22 protein-coding genes are annotated in these 18,515 nt (G+C 37.5%); all 22 read right to left on the reverse strand.

The window, feature by feature from the left end:
* Window positions 1–173: 173 nt before the first annotated feature.
* Window positions 174–704, reverse strand: coding sequence for a SpoIIIAH-like family protein (locus tag ACAN52_RS14235; protein WP_378955571.1), 531 nt, complete (start codon window positions 702–704; stop codon window positions 174–176).
* Between the two features lie 10 nt (window positions 705–714).
* A complete protein-coding gene (locus ACAN52_RS14240) occupies window positions 715–1,320 on the reverse strand; it encodes a hypothetical protein (RefSeq protein WP_378955572.1) in 606 nt (201 codons plus the stop codon).
* A 17-nt stretch (window positions 1,321–1,337) separates the two neighbouring features.
* Window positions 1,338–1,934, reverse strand: coding sequence for a stage III sporulation protein AF (gene spoIIIAF, locus ACAN52_RS14245; protein ID WP_378955573.1), 597 nt, complete (start codon window positions 1,932–1,934; stop codon window positions 1,338–1,340).
* An 8-nt stretch (window positions 1,935–1,942) separates the two neighbouring features.
* Window positions 1,943–3,103 carry a stage III sporulation protein AE gene (gene spoIIIAE / locus ACAN52_RS14250; RefSeq protein WP_378955574.1) on the reverse strand — a complete coding sequence of 387 codons (1,161 nt, stop codon included), beginning with the start codon at window positions 3,101–3,103 and terminating at the stop codon, window positions 1,943–1,945.
* 12 nt (window positions 3,104–3,115) lie between these two features.
* Window positions 3,116–3,502, reverse strand: coding sequence for a stage III sporulation protein AD (gene spoIIIAD / locus ACAN52_RS14255; RefSeq protein ID WP_378955575.1), 387 nt, complete (start codon window positions 3,500–3,502; stop codon window positions 3,116–3,118).
* Between the two features lie 12 nt (window positions 3,503–3,514).
* Complete coding sequence (spoIIIAC, locus tag ACAN52_RS14260; protein ID WP_378955576.1) at window positions 3,515–3,712, reverse strand: stage III sporulation protein AC; 198 nt, start codon at window positions 3,710–3,712, stop codon at window positions 3,515–3,517.
* Window positions 3,713–3,772: 60 nt separating this feature from the next.
* Window positions 3,773–4,294, reverse strand: a complete 522-nt coding sequence (locus ACAN52_RS14265) for a stage III sporulation protein AB (protein ID WP_378955577.1) — start codon at window positions 4,292–4,294, stop codon at window positions 3,773–3,775.
* Window positions 4,295–4,309: 15 nt separating this feature from the next.
* Window positions 4,310–5,332: a stage III sporulation protein AA gene (gene spoIIIAA / locus ACAN52_RS14270; RefSeq protein WP_378955578.1), complete on the reverse strand. Its 1,023-nt coding sequence runs from the start codon at window positions 5,330–5,332 to the stop codon at window positions 4,310–4,312.
* Window positions 5,333–5,444: 112 nt separating this feature from the next.
* Window positions 5,445–5,894: a CD1247 N-terminal domain-containing protein gene (locus ACAN52_RS14275; protein ID WP_378955579.1), complete on the reverse strand. Its 450-nt coding sequence runs from the start codon at window positions 5,892–5,894 to the stop codon at window positions 5,445–5,447.
* A 161-nt stretch (window positions 5,895–6,055) separates the two neighbouring features.
* Window positions 6,056–6,613, reverse strand: a complete 558-nt coding sequence (gene efp, locus ACAN52_RS14280; protein WP_378955581.1) for an elongation factor P — start codon at window positions 6,611–6,613, stop codon at window positions 6,056–6,058.
* Between the two features lie 28 nt (window positions 6,614–6,641).
* A complete protein-coding gene (locus ACAN52_RS14285) occupies window positions 6,642–7,709 on the reverse strand; it encodes a M24 family metallopeptidase (RefSeq protein ID WP_378955582.1) in 1,068 nt (355 codons plus the stop codon).
* Window position 7,710: 1 nt separating this feature from the next.
* Complete coding sequence (gene aroQ / locus ACAN52_RS14290) at window positions 7,711–8,166, reverse strand: type II 3-dehydroquinate dehydratase (RefSeq protein ID WP_378955583.1); 456 nt, start codon at window positions 8,164–8,166, stop codon at window positions 7,711–7,713.
* Between the two features lie 201 nt (window positions 8,167–8,367).
* Window positions 8,368–10,026: a peptidoglycan D,D-transpeptidase FtsI family protein gene (locus ACAN52_RS14295; RefSeq protein ID WP_378955584.1), complete on the reverse strand. Its 1,659-nt coding sequence runs from the start codon at window positions 10,024–10,026 to the stop codon at window positions 8,368–8,370.
* A 39-nt stretch (window positions 10,027–10,065) separates the two neighbouring features.
* Window positions 10,066–10,278 (reverse strand): DUF4911 domain-containing protein, encoded by a 213-nt coding sequence (locus tag ACAN52_RS14300; protein WP_378955585.1) that lies wholly within the window; start codon window positions 10,276–10,278, stop codon window positions 10,066–10,068.
* Window positions 10,268–11,497: a U32 family peptidase gene (locus ACAN52_RS14305; protein WP_378955586.1), complete on the reverse strand. Its 1,230-nt coding sequence runs from the start codon at window positions 11,495–11,497 to the stop codon at window positions 10,268–10,270. The genes ACAN52_RS14300 and ACAN52_RS14305 overlap by 11 nt, the downstream gene beginning before the upstream one ends.
* Window positions 11,497–12,105 carry an O-methyltransferase gene (locus ACAN52_RS14310; protein ID WP_378955587.1) on the reverse strand — a complete coding sequence of 203 codons (609 nt, stop codon included), beginning with the start codon at window positions 12,103–12,105 and terminating at the stop codon, window positions 11,497–11,499. The genes ACAN52_RS14305 and ACAN52_RS14310 overlap by 1 nt, the downstream gene beginning before the upstream one ends.
* Window position 12,106: 1 nt before the next feature.
* Entirely contained in the window at window positions 12,107–13,114 is a 1,008-nt protein-coding gene (mltG, locus tag ACAN52_RS14315) for an endolytic transglycosylase MltG (protein WP_378955588.1), read from the reverse strand.
* A gap of 227 nt (window positions 13,115–13,341) precedes the next feature.
* Window positions 13,342–13,698: a DUF1292 domain-containing protein gene (locus ACAN52_RS14320; RefSeq protein ID WP_378955589.1), complete on the reverse strand. Its 357-nt coding sequence runs from the start codon at window positions 13,696–13,698 to the stop codon at window positions 13,342–13,344.
* Between the two features lie 68 nt (window positions 13,699–13,766).
* Complete coding sequence (gene ruvX / locus ACAN52_RS14325) at window positions 13,767–14,183, reverse strand: Holliday junction resolvase RuvX (RefSeq protein WP_378955590.1); 417 nt, start codon at window positions 14,181–14,183, stop codon at window positions 13,767–13,769.
* Window positions 14,184–14,267: 84 nt separating this feature from the next.
* Entirely contained in the window at window positions 14,268–14,522 is a 255-nt protein-coding gene (locus ACAN52_RS14330) for an IreB family regulatory phosphoprotein (protein WP_378955591.1), read from the reverse strand.
* Window positions 14,523–14,759: 237 nt separating this feature from the next.
* Complete coding sequence (gene alaS / locus ACAN52_RS14335) at window positions 14,760–17,378, reverse strand: alanine--tRNA ligase (protein WP_378955593.1); 2,619 nt, start codon at window positions 17,376–17,378, stop codon at window positions 14,760–14,762.
* 80 nt (window positions 17,379–17,458) lie between these two features.
* Window positions 17,459–18,484 (reverse strand): AI-2E family transporter, encoded by a 1,026-nt coding sequence (locus ACAN52_RS14340; protein ID WP_378955594.1) that lies wholly within the window; start codon window positions 18,482–18,484, stop codon window positions 17,459–17,461.
* Window positions 18,485–18,515: the final 31 nt, after the last annotated feature.

Consider the following 18,515-nt stretch of genomic DNA (forward strand, 5'->3'; position numbering starts at 1 on the left):
GAAAAACCCTAATGCTACCTTTGTATAAGAGCGTAAGCACTGGTTCGATCTTATTAAAAGGGTCCGTCAAGTAACACGACAAAGCCTTACTAATTGGAACAAAGGTAAACTACCCCAAATATTAAATAAGGACGCGCAGACAAACTAGGTGTCCTCGCGTCCCGGTCACGGCTCTAGGGTTTAGCACTAATTGAGATATTTTCTAATTTAACCCCTGATACTCGATTTATGAGATCTGCAACTTGTACCACCTCTTCACGCGATAAAGAGGTCGCTTTTATAATCGCACTTACAGAATTCTCACGAATAAAAACTAAAGAATCAGCAAAACCTTTCCCTCTTATTAAACTTTCCATTTCTGCTTCTTTTTGCTTTTCCGTCATCATTTTTAATACAATATCTTGAGCATGAATTCTTGCTTCATCATTTTTAGCATTTTTAATGCTATCTCTCAATAAGTCCGAACGTTCACTACGAATTTTTTCACGTTCCAATCGATACTCTGTAAAAAAATCTGGACTGCTGACAGGTATAACTTGTTCCGCAGCAACACTTTTCGTGACTTGCATGGCCGTCGAATGATCAACGCGTGCTTGCAAGAATGAGCTGTGGCCCCATATCCCTACAAGTAGTGCAATTACAATCATGATTCCAAATAAAATGATCTTATTTTTATTGATCATACGTATCATCAATATTTTCATTATTGTTTCCTCACTTTCGCTGCGTTAATACAGTAATTCGATAAGGCGGAACACCAAGACCAGCTTCAACCGCTTTTGTTAAATTTGCTTTTACAATTGAATCAGATGCACCTTCTGCAAGAACTAATACACCTTTAATCAAAGGTTTTATTTCTTGCACAAGAACTGGACGATCAATTCCATTTTCTTTACTCATCAGAATTTGCTCACTTTCCTTAGTTTCAGTTGTTGTACGAATTCCTCCTGAAGTATCTTTTTCTTGAATCACTTTACTTTCTTTTATCATGTTCTTCGCATGTTCCTGCGTACTGCTATTTTCTAGTGTAATATGAACAGCGACGGTCCCTGCTCCTTTTACCTTTGCCAATATCAATGACAACTTTCCTTCCAATACTTCTTCATACGTATTATTTGATGGCAAAGGGCTCTTCACCATTTCCATCGGAACTTCGACTTTAGATTTTGTTGATAGATTATCTAATATTCCACCAGATAATAATAAGAGAATACCTAAAAGACCCAACCAAATTAGTCTGGTATTAATAACACCGTCTTTTAGCAATTGCTCCGGCCATATTCTTTTTACCCCCGCTACAATTGCCTCTAAACTATTCATGTACCATCTCATCTCCTCTATGAATGTACTATTTTCACTTCTATTTTTTCTTTAGGTAATTGGTATAATTCAATGATCATTTTTTTAATTTTGTGCTCAAGTTCTATCATTACATCTGCTGTTGGCCTCAAAGATTCCCCAATGGATACTTTGGCGATCTGAACACCCCTAGTCTCAATACCTGGTGTTACATACACTTGAATGCCATCAATCATATTACTGAGTTTCTCACGCTGACCACTCTTGATATCAATTATAACCTTTACATCAGCCACACCATCTAACGCCATAATCATGACTTTCATTTGCTGAGCTAGTTCTTTTTTATATGTTTCAATTGACAATTGCTCGCGTTCTACAGCAGTCCCTCTTGCATGATCGAGTATCACCATTGATTGAGCTGAAGTCGTACTGAGAACAGGAACTTGCGTAGGTATTAAATAATTTTGAGCCACTTCAATGACTGGATTTAAAATTGCCAGCATAATAAAGAGTCCCATGATAACCCGAATAAAACGTTGCATACTGCTACTTGGCAACAAGAGTTCAAGAAAGGAAGCAAAGAGAACAACAAAAATAATGGTTTTAATCCAACTCGTAAACGCGGCGATCATAACAGCACCTACCTTAACATCATGGCTGCACTGCCAACAGCAACAATCATGGTAATGGTCAAAAAGAACATCAAAGCAGCAATTAATACAGCTCCAAAGACCAATAATAAATTATTACCCATGGCCTCAAGACATTTAGCCATTTTTTCATCTCCCATAGGCTGTACCAAAGCACCCGATATTTTTATCACTACAATGAGGGATAATAATTTGAGTAAGGGAAATAAACAAAGAAGAAAAATGACAACTACTCCAAAAATTCCTACTGCATTCTTAATTAATAAAGAAGCACCCATCACTAATTCCACAGTATCTGCAAGGACTTTCCCAACTACTGGAATCAATGTAGCTGTGGCAAATTTAGCCGTTCGCAACGTAAGCCCATCGGCTACACTTCCGGCCGCACCTTGAATCGTAATAATCCCAATAAAAAGCACCATTGCCAGTCCAAGAACCATCATACCTGCTTGTTTCAATAAACTAGCTAGATTACTTAAACGATACTTATCCGATAAAAAATTCAAACAGTCAAGGATCGCTGTTAAAAAGAGTAATGGCAAAACCGCATCTTTAATGATTATACTGACACTACTAATTACAAATAACATTAAGGGGGTAAATAAAGTTGCGGATGTCAATGCCCCTACACCTGCCAATAATGAAATTAACAATGGCAGTAAAGCTTCCATAAAACCCACCATATATCCTACAGTCTGAGTTGCCAGTACGACTGCATTGTAAAATGCAGTCAATACAATCACCATCATAAAAATAAAACAAACACTATATGCCAACATAGAAATACTCGATTTTTCAAATGAATTTTGCAGATTTTGCAACATGGCACATAAGACCGCTAAAAATAATAATTTACCCATCAAGTGAGCATTAGCAGCAACTTCCCTAAATAAAGTTCCAACTACGGTTTTCCATATGGTTTGCCAATTTAGAGTTAGTCCCTGCATTCCAATTTCTTTAATACTTGCACTGCTGAGTAATGGAATATCCCCATTTAATTCTTGATTGACTCGAGTAATAAATTGATTGATTGTATCAGTGGATAAAGTTTCTAATAATTGATTTTCCACTTCAGCATGATCAAAAGAATTGCCTGCAACACTCCAAGTATTCATCAATAATAAGAAAAGTACCATCATTACGATTTTCATTTGCAATCCACCTTATGGAATCAATCTTACAATTGTATCAAGGACCAAAGCAATAATCGGAATTGCCATCACCATGACCAATACTTTACCAGCAAATTCGATTTTGCCTGCAACTGCTCCCTCCCCAGCATCTCGGCAAACTTGGGCACCAAATTCTGTCACATAGGCAATCCCAATAATTTTTAGAATTGTATTCAAGTACATTGAACTAATATTGGCCTTGGCTGCCATATCACGAAATAAATTTAAAACAACATTAATTTTCCCCAATACAATGAGGAAAATGATCGTTGCCAATGCCAGACTGAGTTGTACAGCGATCTCAGGCCTTTGCTGTTTTATAATTAAGATAAGTAATGTTACGACAAATCCTAGACCGACAATCTGAATCATTTCCATGCTGTGCACCCCTTAGAATAACTTAAAAACATCCTGTACTGTATTAAACAATCTTCCCAGTAATTGTACAACCCACAACAATACAATGGTAAATCCTGCCAAAGTGCATAAATGTGCCATATCCTCTTTACCGGCCTGTTTCAAGGCTGTATGAAAAACTGAAACTAAGATACCAACACCAGCAATCTTAAACAATATATCTAGCCCCATTTTCCGCCTCCTTATCGATTGCACTAAAGTTTCTTAACGGCAATCTTCAATGATAGGGAATTACACTAATAAAATTACAATTGCCGCTCCTCCGCAAATTCCGAGATAACGATACATTTTAGTATTTAGATCACGTAATCTTGTTGCCTCATTCTCAAGTTTTTCTAACTGTTCAATCACCATTGATAAATAATTCCCCTGTTCCTGCCGACTCATAATTCCTAAGTTAGCACTTAAAACTCCTAATATTTCTAATTCAGACGACTCAAACATTAACTCACCTTTCATCTGCTTGAGCACTGCATGAATTGCTTGTTGAGGTGATAACCTGCTATTTTCTTCTAAACTCATCCCAACATGGTGAAAAAAATCAGCAATAGGACCATGTATACCATGAGCACACTGCATCAAAGCTTCGTGGAGTGGAGCACTGGCATATGTGATATAAGATTTTAAAGAGTTCAAACAACTAATAACCTGCCTAATCTGCTGTGGTCGTCCACTACAACGAGCGGCTAATTTAAAACCGATACACGAACTTACAAAAAACACTAGCATACTACCTGCTATTTTAAGCCACATATTGCACCTCTCTTTTCATAGATTCACTCCTCGCAGAATGTCTACAGATGATGGCATCCATAAAACTTCATTACGCTTACTATCAATAATTTTTTCAATTGTTCCTACCTTAGGTTGATCACTCAAAATAATATAACGTTCAAAATATTTACCTTGGATTAGCTCCCCTACATAGGGACGTTGCATGACCTCATCACTATCTCGTCCATGCACAGTCGCTAAAACACTCACACCAGCATGCAAGGCTTCCCGCACTGCATACAAATCTTCAGCACGTCCCAACTCATCCGTCGCAATCACTGCAGGTGACATTGAACGAATTAACATCAACATACCACTTGCCTTAGGACAAGCATCAAGTATATCGGTACGCGGGCCTAGATCAACGGTCGGTATTCCATTTTTACAAGCCCCGATCTCTGACCGTTCATCAACGACCCCCACTTGAACTCCTGGAAAGCTTGTATTTCCTGTACTAATCTGCCTGATCAAATCACGCAGCAACGTTGTCTTGCCACAACAGGGCGCCGAAATCAATAATGTGCTGACGACTCGTTTTCCTTCACCAATCAGATAAGGTATAACATCACGCCCACAGCCTTTTATTTCGCGAGCCATACGAATATTAAGAGAACTAATATTTTTTAATGATTTAATCTCTCCACCATCAACAATTGCCTGTCCTGCCAAACCAATGCGATGTCCACCATGAATTGTTATAAAACCCATTTTTAATTCTTGTTCAAAAGCATAAAGAGAATTTTTACTAATTAGTTGTAATGTTGTATGAATATCATCTCGGTCACAGCGATACGCCCCATCTTGAGTCCTCAGAAATTTACCTTTAGAAGTTAGCATAATATCTACATTCCCTAATACTAACAACAATGGCTTATTCACACGCAATCTGATTTCAGTCAAATTTGTCAATTGACTGATTGGAACCTCTCGAATCATCGCCGCTAACTGATAGGGGAGTATCGGGAAGATAAAATTTTGTAGTATAGTCTCAATCTCATTTTTTTCAATCGCAAGCATTGATTCCCCATCCTTTCTTTACATAGATATGGTATAAAAAAAAATATATACCAATAACGTAAAAAAAATCCCGATAATCGGGATTTTAGAATTGACTTATTATTATAATTGTCTATAGTCCTGGATGAATACCATATCGAATATCTGAAGCAACGTGACGATTAGCTTGGTCATCTACATCCATAACATCAATTTCTAAGGCACTATCATATACTGTCTCACCACAATGTGGACATGATACTTCAACATCATCATCTTCTTCTAACAAATCTGAAGCAAAGCTGACCGTCTCACGACAAGAAGGACATTGCATCTCCACACTATCTTCAGCTCCAGTATCTTCATAGACTTCTTCTTCTAAATCACTTAAATCTTCATCCAAACTCTCTACGAAAGTTTCTAAATCATCTTGTACCATTTGAATCTTATTAAATTCTTCAGCCATATCATCAAGAACATCAATGATATTAATTAATAATTTACCTTCAGAAGAGTGAGAGCTAAGGTTAAGACCTTGAGTTAAACCTTGCAAATAAGCTACTCGTTCTTTAATATTTCCCATAGATACACAAACCCCCTCGCTAATTTTCTTAATAGACTAGCAATATTGTGCCCAATAAATCAGCAGTTAATTCTTATTATTTTTACGATTTTACAATATAATGATGGATAAAAAAAATGCTGCATTCTTACAATGTAAGAATACAGCATGAAGAACAATCATTATGCTCTGTCTAAATATTCACCAGTACGAGTATCAATTCTTAAAACATCACCGATATTGATGAATAAAGGTACACGAACGACACAGCCTGTTTCCATTTTTGCTGGCTTAGTCCCACCTGTAGCCGTATCACCACGAATACCAGGATCCGTTTCAACAACTTCAAGAGCAACGGCAACTGGTAACTCAACACCAATTACATTGCCTTGGAAAAACATAATACTAATATCCATATTTTCTTTGAGATATTTCACTGCATCACCCAATTGTGCCGCAGTCAATTCACTCTGTTCATAGTTTTCATTATCCATGAAATTGTATTGTCCATCATTTTCATATAAATATTGCATTTGACGATTATCAATTCGTGCTTTGGGGAATTTTTCATTAGGATTGAATGTACGTTCAACAACAGCACCAGAGCGTACATTTTTCATTTTTGTACGAACGAAAGCAGCACCTTTACCTGGCTTAACATGTTGGAAATCTACGATTTGCCAAACATTGTTATCAATTTCAATTGTTGCACCTGTACGAAAATCATTACATGAAATCATTATATAACCTCCATCATTCTCTTTAATACTAGGATATCTCTATTAAATGTTTACTGCTAGCCGTTAGGATTTGACAACCATCCGTACTAACTAAAACCGTATCCTCAATGCGTATTCCGCCCCATTCAGGCAGATAAATACCTGGTTCAACTGTTACCACCATATTTTCCATTAAAACAGTTTGGGTGTTAGAAGGCGAGAGTCTTGGATCTTCATGAATATGAAGACCTAAACTATGACCTAAGCCATGTCCAAAATAATCACCAAAACCTGCATCAGTAATAATTTTTCGAGCTACAGCATCAATTTCTTTACCCGTTTTTCCTGGCCCTACGGCCTTTACACCAGCTAATTGAGCAGCAAGAACAATTTCATACACTTCTCGTTGCTTTTCAGTGGCTGTTCCTATGCAGATGGTACGGGTCATATCGGAATGATATCCCTGATAGACTGCGCCAAAATCCATAGTTACAAAATCGCCAAGTTCAATTAGCTTTTGTGAAGCCCTGCCATGAGGTAATGCTCCTCGCTTACCAGAAGCTACGATGGTATCAAATGCAGGCTTTTCTGCCCCTAACTTCCTCATCTGATACTCAAGTTCCAAGGCTACAGCTTGTTCACTGATACCTGGTTTTATAAATGATAGAATCTGTAAAAAAGCAGAATCTGCTATTTCAACCGCTTTTTTGATTAATGCCACTTCATCCATATCTTTAACCATACGTAACCCATCAATTTCAACAGGTAATAGTTGAAGAGTAGGCATACTCTCCACCAGTTTAGTATACGTACCATAAGTGACAAAATCGCTTTCAAATCCAATGATTTCTAAACCAAGTTTACTGGTCATCTCTGATACAAGTTCATAAGGATTAGCAGTATAGCGTAAAATTTCATATTGTTTCGCTTCGTTAGTAGCTTGTTCAATGTATCGAAAATCAGTTAGCAATTTGCTCTCCGTATCAGAAATAAATAAGGTACCTGTTGAACCGCTAAAACCACTAAAATAGCGCCTATTTTCTGGTTTAGTAATCAACATGCCTTGTATACCCTGCTCACTCATAAATCTGCGAAGCTTTTTCATTCGTCTTTCCATATTAGCTCTCACCACCAATAATACCGGCAATTGCTTCTAATGCTAAAAGGTAACTATCAGCACCAAAACCACTAATCTGCCCATGCACAACTGCTGAAATGACCGAATGATGACGAAACTGCTCGCGTTTATAAATATTAGACAAATGTACTTCAATAGCGGGAACAGAAACGGCAGCTAACGCATCACGAATCGCAATACTATAATGGGTAAAGGCAGCAGCATTAATCACGATGCCAGCAAAACGCCCATCAGCTTGTTGAATTCCATCTACGATAGCACCTTCATAATTAGACTGTAAAAATTCTAATCTAATACCCAGCTTTTCAGCTTTAGCAATCAGCTTATCATTAATTTCATTAAGTGTGAGCTTACCATAAACATTTGGTTCACGTTTTCCCAATAAATTCAAATTAGGTCCATGAATAACCAAAATACACGGTTTTTCTATTTCCACTATATCACAGCCTTAACATAATAATTTATTAGTCGTTATATTTTAACATAATTTTATTTTTTTGCCTAGAATATTTTATAAAGAAGACTTGATTCAAGTCTTTTTTTACGTAATCAAAAAGAAAGTATAATACTTTCTCGATCACAAGTAAGGGCAACTAAGAATTTAGTCTGCGCCGTGGCTTGGGCACAGTCAATTTTTTTATTTTTCCAAAATCCCTTTGAGAATCTCACCAAAAATGGGAGCAGCCACATCACCACCAGACATACCATCTTCAACAAAAACTACAATGGCATATTGAGGATTTTGAAGCGGTCCATATCCTGCAAACCATGCATGACTAATGCCCTGCCCTTCAGCATTCCTCCGACCTGTTTCTGCTGATCCTGTTTTACCCGCCGAACCAAATCCATCGACATATCCAGTCTGACCAGTTCCATATTCTGTCACAGCACTCATCATATCTTGTAATTGCTTCGCCGTTTTTTTTGATAAAACCCGCATACCAGGGGACACAGTATAACTTTTAACAACAACACCATTATCTTTAGTTAATTTACTCACCAAATATGGGTCAACTTTTATACCATCATTGGCAATCGTAGCAACAAGAGAAGCAACCTGTAGAGGAGTCGCTTCAAGTTTCCCTTGTCCAATCGCTAAATTAGCAAGTTCACCTGGATAAATAGCATCAACTTCTGGTAAATTCCCTGCAGCTTCACCAGTAAAATTCAAATGGGTTTTATAACCAAAACCAAATTTCTTGGCATATGAAATTATTTTTTCAGCACCAACCTTTAACCCCACTTCAATAAATATAGGATTACTTGAATAAGCAAGCGCTTCTGTAAATGTTAATCGTCCGCGCCCGCCCTTATCATAATCCCACCCATTAAAGCGTAAATGATTCACTTCAATATATCCAGGATCAAAGAAAACATCGTCAGGACGCGTTATGCCATTTTCTAAGGCAGCAGCAGCTGTTACAAGTTTGAAAACTGATCCTGGCTGATAAGCCGATACTGCCCGATTGACGAGAGGTGCCGTATCCTGCAGTAAATACTCACTCAGATGATTGCCATCAAAACTTGGACGTGAAGCCATTGCTAAAATTTCACCAGTCGCGATGCGTAATACAACAACTGCCCCATTCATTCCATGGCGATCCATAATGCTTTCCACTTTTTGTTGAATACTTCGGTCTAAAGTTAACACTACGTGATTCGGTCCTGAACCGTCTGTCAGCCGTACACGTTTATATCCTAGACCTGGGATTATTTTTTGCCCTGCATCAACAAGGGCAGTCGCATATTCTGCGGGTCCTCCCCGTAGTACATCATCATACATCCCTTCAATGCCGCTAACACCTTGGTTATCTGCACTATTAATATAGCCAGTAACATGCGCAGCCAACGCACTATAACCATAACGAGACCTTTCTGCGACAACAACAACTCCAGGTATTTTTAGCTTGTTGATTCTCTCTCGCATAACAGGATCAATCATGACTTTGAGTTTAAAAGGCTGCTGATGATCATGTACTTGATCCATAAAAAATCCCGCTGATAATCCAGTTAACTCCGCTAATTGAGTCGTTACGATTGATAAATTTTTAATTTGTTGAGGAAAAATAACAATACTAAAATAATAACCCGTATTCGTCAAGGCCAAACCTGTACGGTCAACAATTTCACCTCTAGTTACCTCAATTGGAACTTCCTGCATTCGCATGCTTAAGCTTTGCCGAACTAAACTTGCATTTTCAATAATTTGCAAATAAAATAACCGAATCATAAGGAAACTACCTAGAACAAAGAAAAAAACTACAATCTTATAGATGCGGGAACTTAATAATGCCATACGATCACCTCAATGATAGTATGGCATTACCTTGGAAAATTATTTAAGTTCTACATATTCAATGGATATGGGTAGATTCTCTAAAATCCCCTGCACTTCCTGATATGTATCTGGCGTTGTGCGGATTCGTAGAACACCGACGGCGTCTTTGACTGTCGTAACCACTCCTAAATACTCATAACCTTCCATAATTTGATTAATATAATTAATATTTTTTACGTCAGTCCGAATTAAAATTTCTTCATACATCATCTTTCACCTTGCGACGCAACATAGAAAATTCCCTTACAGGTTGGCTCATAGGCATCATAATCAGTTGCTGAGGATGAGGCGCGACGCTGATTGGCTGTCCATCCATATCAAACATTTCAGTAATGACTTGACCAAAATTATCCTGATACGGTTGCATAATTTCGATTTTTTGGCCTACTTTCATATTATTACGTTGCTCAACAACAGCCATGCCTGTGCTGCTATCATAAGATTTAACCAAACCAATAAAATCATGAGTTTGATCATAAGAAGATGATGCATAAATTTGATCTTGCTCAGTTGCTTTATTGAAATAAAATCCTGTTGTATAAGCACGGTGGGAAATTTTCTGCAATTCTTCTAACCACTCGGTTTTAATGATGAATTTTTCTGGATCAGCCATATAGGCATCAATCGCTTCCCGATACGCTTTAATCACAGTCGCTACATAGTGTACACTTTTCATACGGCCTTCAATCTTAAAGCTATCAAGACCACTATTGATTAATTCAGGAATATTGGGCAGTAAACATAAATCTTTTGAATTAAAGATATAGGTTCCCCGCTCATCTTCCATAACTGGATAGTATTCTCCTGGACGTGTTTCTTCCACCAGATTAAACTTCCAGCGACAAGATTGGGCACATTGGCCTCGATTAGCATCCCGATCAGTAAAATAATTACTCATCAAGCAACGTCCCGAATAAGAGATACACATGGCTCCATGGACAAAAGCTTCGAGTTCAATATTTACTTTCTGGCGAATCACATTCACATCATCTAAGGAAAGTTCTCGTGCGAGCACCACGCGGCTTGCACCAAGTTCCTGCCAACAAAGCACCGAAGACCAATTTGTATTATTAGCTTGTGTGCTAATATGTATAGGTAAATCAGGAGCTACTTCGCGAACAATTCGATAAACACCTAAATCTGAAACAATCACTGCATCAGCGTTAATCTCAGATAAAAATTTAATATAATCAGGCAAGGCGACTAAATCCTCATTATGAGGAAATATATTCACTGTTACATAGGCTTTTTTTTGTAGGCTATGGGCAAATTCAATCCCTTCTTTAAGTTGAGCATCATCAAAATTACCACCAAAAGCTCTAAGCCCAAAGGCTTTACCACCCATAAATACTGCGTCAGCACCATAAAGAAGGGCCATTTTAAGTTTTTCAAGAGTGCCTGCCGGCGCTAAAAGTTCAGGTTTTTTCACTATTTATTCGCTCCTCGATAATAAGAAATAGCCACACCATCACCTTCATGATGAATGGTCGTGGAAAAACGTGAATCATGACTAACAAAATCTAAATATTCTCGCAAACGTTTAACAATTGTCCGATACCGCTTATGAGGTGGTTCATCGCTTAACACCATGCCACGAAACAAGACATTATCAGCAATAATGACGGCGCCATCAGAAAGTTTATCCATAACTTTTTGCAAATAATCGAGGTATTGTCCCTTGGCAGCATCAATAAACACCATATCAAAGGGACCCTCGATTTGCAATAAAATTTCACTTGCATCTCCATCCAAGAGTTGTATTTGTTCAATTCGACCAGCACGCGTAATAAAATCATAAGCCGTATCAATTCGATTGGCATCCTGTTCAATAGTCACAATTTTTCCATCAACAGGCATATGACTAATCATTAACAAAGCCGAATATCCAACGGCTGTACCGATTTCTAAAACCGATCGGGGAGATCTTTCCTGTGCAATATCAATTAATAATTGACTGCTGACTTTATTAATAATGGGTATACTATTTTCTTCTGCATAGTCTTCAATTTCTTTTAATAAATTTACTATATTGTTCATATTATTTACTCACCTGCTCTATTGCTACAAGATGTTCATCGTATGTTTTACTAAAATGGTGTGCCCCTTTTTTATCGGCCACGAAATAGATATAATCGGTTTTTTCCGGATATAAAACGGCTTTGATTGCTGCTATACCTGGATTAGCAATGGGACCAGGCGGCAGACCCATATGTTGATACGTGTTATAAGGAGAAGATATTTCAGTATCTTGAACTGAAAGTTCAGCTTTAGGATACCCTAAAATATACTGAATAGTCGCACAAGATTGTAATGGCATCTCAAGTTTTAAGCGATTCAAAAATACCCCTGCAATAATGGGTCGATCAGCGGGGAGCTGAGCCTCTTTTTCGACCAAAGATGCTAAAATAATAATCTCTTTAATTGATAAATTCATTTCATTAGCCCGTACCCGCATATTTTCAGTGAACTGTTTATCAAATTGAACTGTCATCATACTTAAAATTTCTGTTTCTGAAGTTCCTTTAGAGATCCGATAAGTATTAGGAAACATATAGCCCTCAGCCTTATATACTACATTTGGATTGTTATTGACCATATAGGTATATGGAACAAAATTTTGCGCTGCTTTTTTAAAATTTGCAGCACTGCCTAATTGTTTTTCTTGTAATAATTTCGCAATTTGGTCCACTGTATATCCTTCAGGAATTGTGATCTGCTGATAAGCAGTTTCACCTTTGGCTAATATAGACACAATTTGTTGTATTGTCATATTTTGATTTAATACATATTCTCCTGCTTGTAATGAACTTTCCATGCCTTGCATTTTAGAGATCATTTGAAATAAAAATACGTTTTTTATAGCCCCCTGTTCATATAGTAAATTACCAATAGCATTTGCCCCCATGCCTGGTTTAACTACAATGACAAATTTTTCTCCAGTCGCAGAGGCGGCTTGTTGAGTCAATCCATATATAACGCTCCCTAAACAAAGAAGACTGATCACCAAGATGATATGCAATTTAAATTCCAATAATTTTTGCTTCATCCATCATCACCTCACCACTACATCTATATCATTCAATTGTAATGACTACATTATACACAATACGATAGAAAAAGACTAGGCTTATGCCCAGTCTTCAAAAGCCGGCAAAACCCTTAGTCATTTTTAGCTAGAATCAAGAAATTGTTATCATTTCTGATTCCGTAAAAAAAGACTGGGCATATGCCAAGTCTTTTCATCTACGGAATGCACCGTAAAAAAAATGAAGCCTATTCGGCTTCATCCTCTTCTTCTACCATTAGTTCTTCATAAGCTTTGCGAACTTCTTCGAACTCTTCATCGGTAGGATCAACGTATATTTCCTCGCCATTTTCATCAGTATCAATGCGTGCAATATATACATCAACTTCATCTTCAGAACAACCGCACCCAGCGTCACATCCGCATTCTTCATCGCCACATTGATCTTCATCTGTATCAATAGGGATTAAAATTGCATATTCTTTATCGCCAACTGGAACAATCATTTCCTCACGATAGTAGTATTCATTCCCCTCTTCGTCAGTCATTACTACGACGAGCTCGTCTTCCATTTCTTCGAGGTCTTCTTTTTCTAAATCAGCCATTAATGTCACCTCTTCCTTTTAGTGTACTGTAATTTTATCGTAGAAAACTTATCCTGTCAAGGAAGTTCTTAACAAGACAAACTATCAAGATAACCCTGCAAAATAAATACTGCAGCCATTTTATCAATTACTTTCTTTCGCTTAGCCCGACTGACGTCAGCAGAAATCAGTGCTTTCGTTGCTGCAACTGTTGATAGACGTTCATCCCATAAATGTACTTTTGTCTGGGGAAAATGTTCTTGTAAATTAGCAGCGAATTGTTGCATCATTTCACCCCGCGGACCAATACTTCCGTTCATATTTTTGGGTAACCCAATAACAATTGTTCCAACTTCATATTGGGTTATAAGTTCACCAAGTCTAATAAAATCTTTTTCGAGGGAAGTACGCCGAATGACCTCAACGCCTTGGGCCGTGAATAATAATAAATCACTTGCGGCCACACCAATAGTTTTGTCCCCAACATCAAGAGCTAGTATGCGCATGTATCCTCCAAATATACCTGTAGTTCGTAAATTGCTAGACAATAATCTAAAGAATTTATCTTCCTACATGGTATTATATCATTACTATTTATCTTTGAGATATGCTCTTACCAACTCTTCTAACAGTTCATCACGTTCTAATTTCCGTATCAAACCACGAGCATTATTATAGCTAGTGATATAGGTAGGATCCCCTGATAATAAGTACCCTACAATTTGATTTATAGGATTATAACCTTTAGTTACTAAAGACTGATAAACAGAATTTAGAACCATAGCTGCATTATTCTCTTCGTTGTCCACACGAAACATCATTGTTTCTTCTGATATATTGGCCATTGAGCATCCTCCTCCCTACTATTATTTCCACCTTTATACCACTATATTCTACCCTGCCTAGATTTTTCCTCTAAAAAAATAAAAATAAATATATAAGAAAAGACTTGGTTTCTGCCAAGTCTTCAGACGCAGGAAGAAACCTTAGTCATTCTTACTTTAAATCGAGAAAGTCATTTACTTTCTGATTCCGTAAAAGATACTTAGAGTGTGATAATCACACTCTAAGTATTGATATTCTTATTGAACTTGATTGCTGATTACTTCTACAGCAGCTTGCAAGGCTTCAGCAATTTTTTCTGGTTGCTTACCACCTGCTTGAGCCATGTCAGGACGACCGCCACCGCCGCCGCCAGCAATTTTAGCAACGACTTTTACAATATTACCCGCATGTATTCCTTTCGCCACAGCTTCTTTCGTCGCCATCACGACAAAATTAACCTTATCAGCATTTACAGATCCCAAAGCTACAACACCACATTTCAAGTGATCTCGCACTAAATCTGCCACTGTACGTAGCCCATCCATGTCTGCGCTACTTACTTGACCGACAACAACTTGAACCTGATTGACTTCTTGAGCCTTAGCAAGCAGTTCTTGTACTTCGACATGAGCTTGCTTTGCGGTAAGAGCAGCTAACTCTTGCTCTAATTCCTTGACTTTGCTGATTACACTGTCAACTCTTGTAATAATTTCTTCAGGACGAGCTTTAAGCAGTGTCGCAGCATTTAGAAGTAAATTTTCTCGTGCATTGATATACTCAACTGCACCAGTTCCAGTTACAGCTTCGATCCGTCTGATGCCAGAACCAATACCTGCTTCACTCACAATTTTCACAAGACCGATTTCAGCAGTATTTCTAATATGACTGCCGCCACAAAGTTCGATACTCACATCACCTACTGATACAACTCGAACTGACTCTCCATATTTTTCACCAAATAAGGCTAATGCACCCATTTCTTTTGCTTTATCTTGGGAGGTTTCAATAATATCTACAGAAATATTCTCCAAGGCAGCTCGGTTTACAATTTTTTCCACAGCAGCCAATTCTTCAACTGTCACTTGAGAAAAATGCGAGAAGTCAAAACGCAATCGGTCAGGATTAACAAAAGATCCGGCTTGATTTACATGTGATCCCAACACTTCTTTGAGTGCAGCATGTAACAAATGAGTCGCTGTATGATTACGAGCGATGTCACGACGTCTTCTAAGATCTACCTTTAATGCAACAGCATCACTAACTTTCAAAGATCCTTCAATAACATGGCCCAAATGATAGACAGTACCGTTTAACAATTTTTTTACAGCAGTAATTTCTATTTTTCCTAATGCGCCTTCAATAAAACCATTATCACCAACCTGACCGCCGCCTTCAGCATGAAAAGCAGTCACGTCAAGAATTATACCAATATCTTCACCATCATGTACTTCATTAACAATCACACCATTTTTCCATAACAATACAACATTAGCATCATGACCTTCTTCATTTATACTGAGTTGTGCAGTATCCAAATGAGATAAATCAGGAATGATAACTTGCTCTTCATTAGCTTGACGACCAGCACGCGCCCGTTCCCGCTGTTCTTTCATTGCAATATCAAAAGCTTGTTTATCCAATTCCATACCGTGTTCTTCAACGATCTCTAAGGTTAACTCCCATGGAAAACCAAAGGTATCATATAATTTAAAGACAGTAGCACCATCAAGGATTTTTACGCCAGTCTCTTTTAGGGCTTGGATATGTTTAGTTAACAATTCCATTCCTTGCACTAATGTTGTTTGGAAACGTTCTTCTTCCAGTTGAATAACTTTCTTGATATAAGCTTCTTTTTCACCTAAATCAGGATAAGCTTCAGCAAAAATTTCAACAACAACATCAACCATCTCTACTAAGAACATTCTTTCGATTCCTAGCAAACGAGCATGTCTGACAGCTCTGCGCAAAATACGTCGCAATACATATCCACGACCTTCGTTAGAAGGTAAGACACCATCAGCGATCATGACTGTCATACTCCGAATATGGTCGGCAATGACTTTAAGAGAAACATCAATTTTGTTGGAGTGTCCATATTCTACATTGGCAATCTTTGCTGCATATGCGATTAATGGGAATAATAAATCTGTCTCAAAGTTTGATGGTTTGAGTTGAAGTACAGAAGCAATCCGTTCAAGTCCTGCACCTGTATCAATATTTTTCTTTGCAAGAGGAGTATAATTACCAGCTTCATCACGATCATATTGAGTGAATACCAAATTCCATATTTCTAAATAGCGGTCACAATCACAGCCAACTGCACAATCGGCATTGCCACAACCTCGTTCTTCGCCCAAATCAAAATAAATTTCCGAACAAGGGCCGCATGGGCCAGGTCCAATTTCCCAAAAATTATCTTCCATACGAATAATGCGATCCGCTGGCACTTTGATGTCCTGAGTCCAAATAGCAAAGGCTTCATCATCACCCGTATGAATTGTCACCCACAATTTATCAACTGGCATTTCTAGATGCTCAGTAATAAATTCCCAAGCCCAGGCAATCGCTTCTTTTTTAAAATAGTCACCAAAAGAAAAATTTCCAAGCATTTCAAAAAACGTATGATGACGCGCAGTACGACCCACATTTTCAATGTCTCCAGTACGTACACACTTCTGGCTTGTACTAATCCGAGGATGAGGTGGGTTCATCTTTCCCGTGAAAAAAGGTTTAAAAGGTGCCATACCTGCACCAACCAAAAGTAAAGTTGGATCATTTTCAGGAATCAATGGCGCACTTTGTAATACTAAGTGATTTTTATCAGCAAAAAATTGCAAAAATTTCTTGCGTAATTCATTTCCAGTCATATAAATCAAATTAATCAACCTCCAAATTGTTAGGACTACCCATGCTCGCAATTATACCTAAATTATCGTACAGTGTCAATAAATGGTGATTATAACAAGACCTTTAGAATATGTCGCATTAATACTTGTCCAATTGCTACAACCGGTACTCCAAGCAACATACCAATAATCCCATACATCTCGCCGCCTACGAATACACAAAAAATCACAGTTAAAGGATGTAATCCGATATTTTCACCAATAATTTTAGGCTGAATAATATTTCCTTCGATTTGCTGAATCACAACAAATAATACAATGACTTTTACTGTCAGCCATGGTGATTCGATCATAGCCAACATCACAGCTGGCGCGGCACCTATAATCGCACCAAAATATGGGATGACATCAAAAATTCCTGCTAAGATGCCAATAATAAGAGCGAATTTCACTTTCAAAAAAGATAAACCAATTGTGATGAAAATACCAATCATACACGCCACTGTCAATTGTCCACGAATAATTCCACCTAATACTTTATCAACATCACGTAAAAACGAAATAAATTCAATCCGTAATCTCCCTGGTAACAATAGTAATAGTTCATTTTTGATCTGATACCAATCATATAGCAAATAAAAAGTCAGAATTGGACTAATCACTACACCAATCGAATTCCGAATAATAGCAATGATACTATTGACAATTTGTCCAATAAATTGCTGCACATCATATTCTAGGGCTAATAATGCCTCATCAATGGCTAATCTAAAAGAATAGGGTAACGTTGAATTTTGATATTGGGATTGAAGAAAGGTCAACAGCTCATCAATTCGATCTAAAATCCGCGGTAAATCTTGAGAAAAATATTCTAAATCTTTAATTAATAATGTCAATAATTTACTACCACCAATAATAACAATACCAAATAATATAATATAGATCATAATAATTGCCCATAACCTTTGAAAACCCTTTCTTTCTAGATAACATACCATGGGATTTAACATATATGCTAAGAATAAAGCAATAATAAATGGGTATAAAGCGCTACGCACAAACCAAAAAAAATAAATGATCAGTAGAAAAGCACCAGCTAAACATCCTATTTTAATGAAAGAGTAACGAATAGTCAATTTAAACACCCCAGTAAAAAGTAAATAAAGC

The sequence above is a fragment of the Pelosinus sp. sgz500959 genome (assembly GCF_042610375.1).
GTDB lineage: Bacteria > Bacillota > Negativicutes > DSM-13327 > DSM-13327 > CTSoil-075.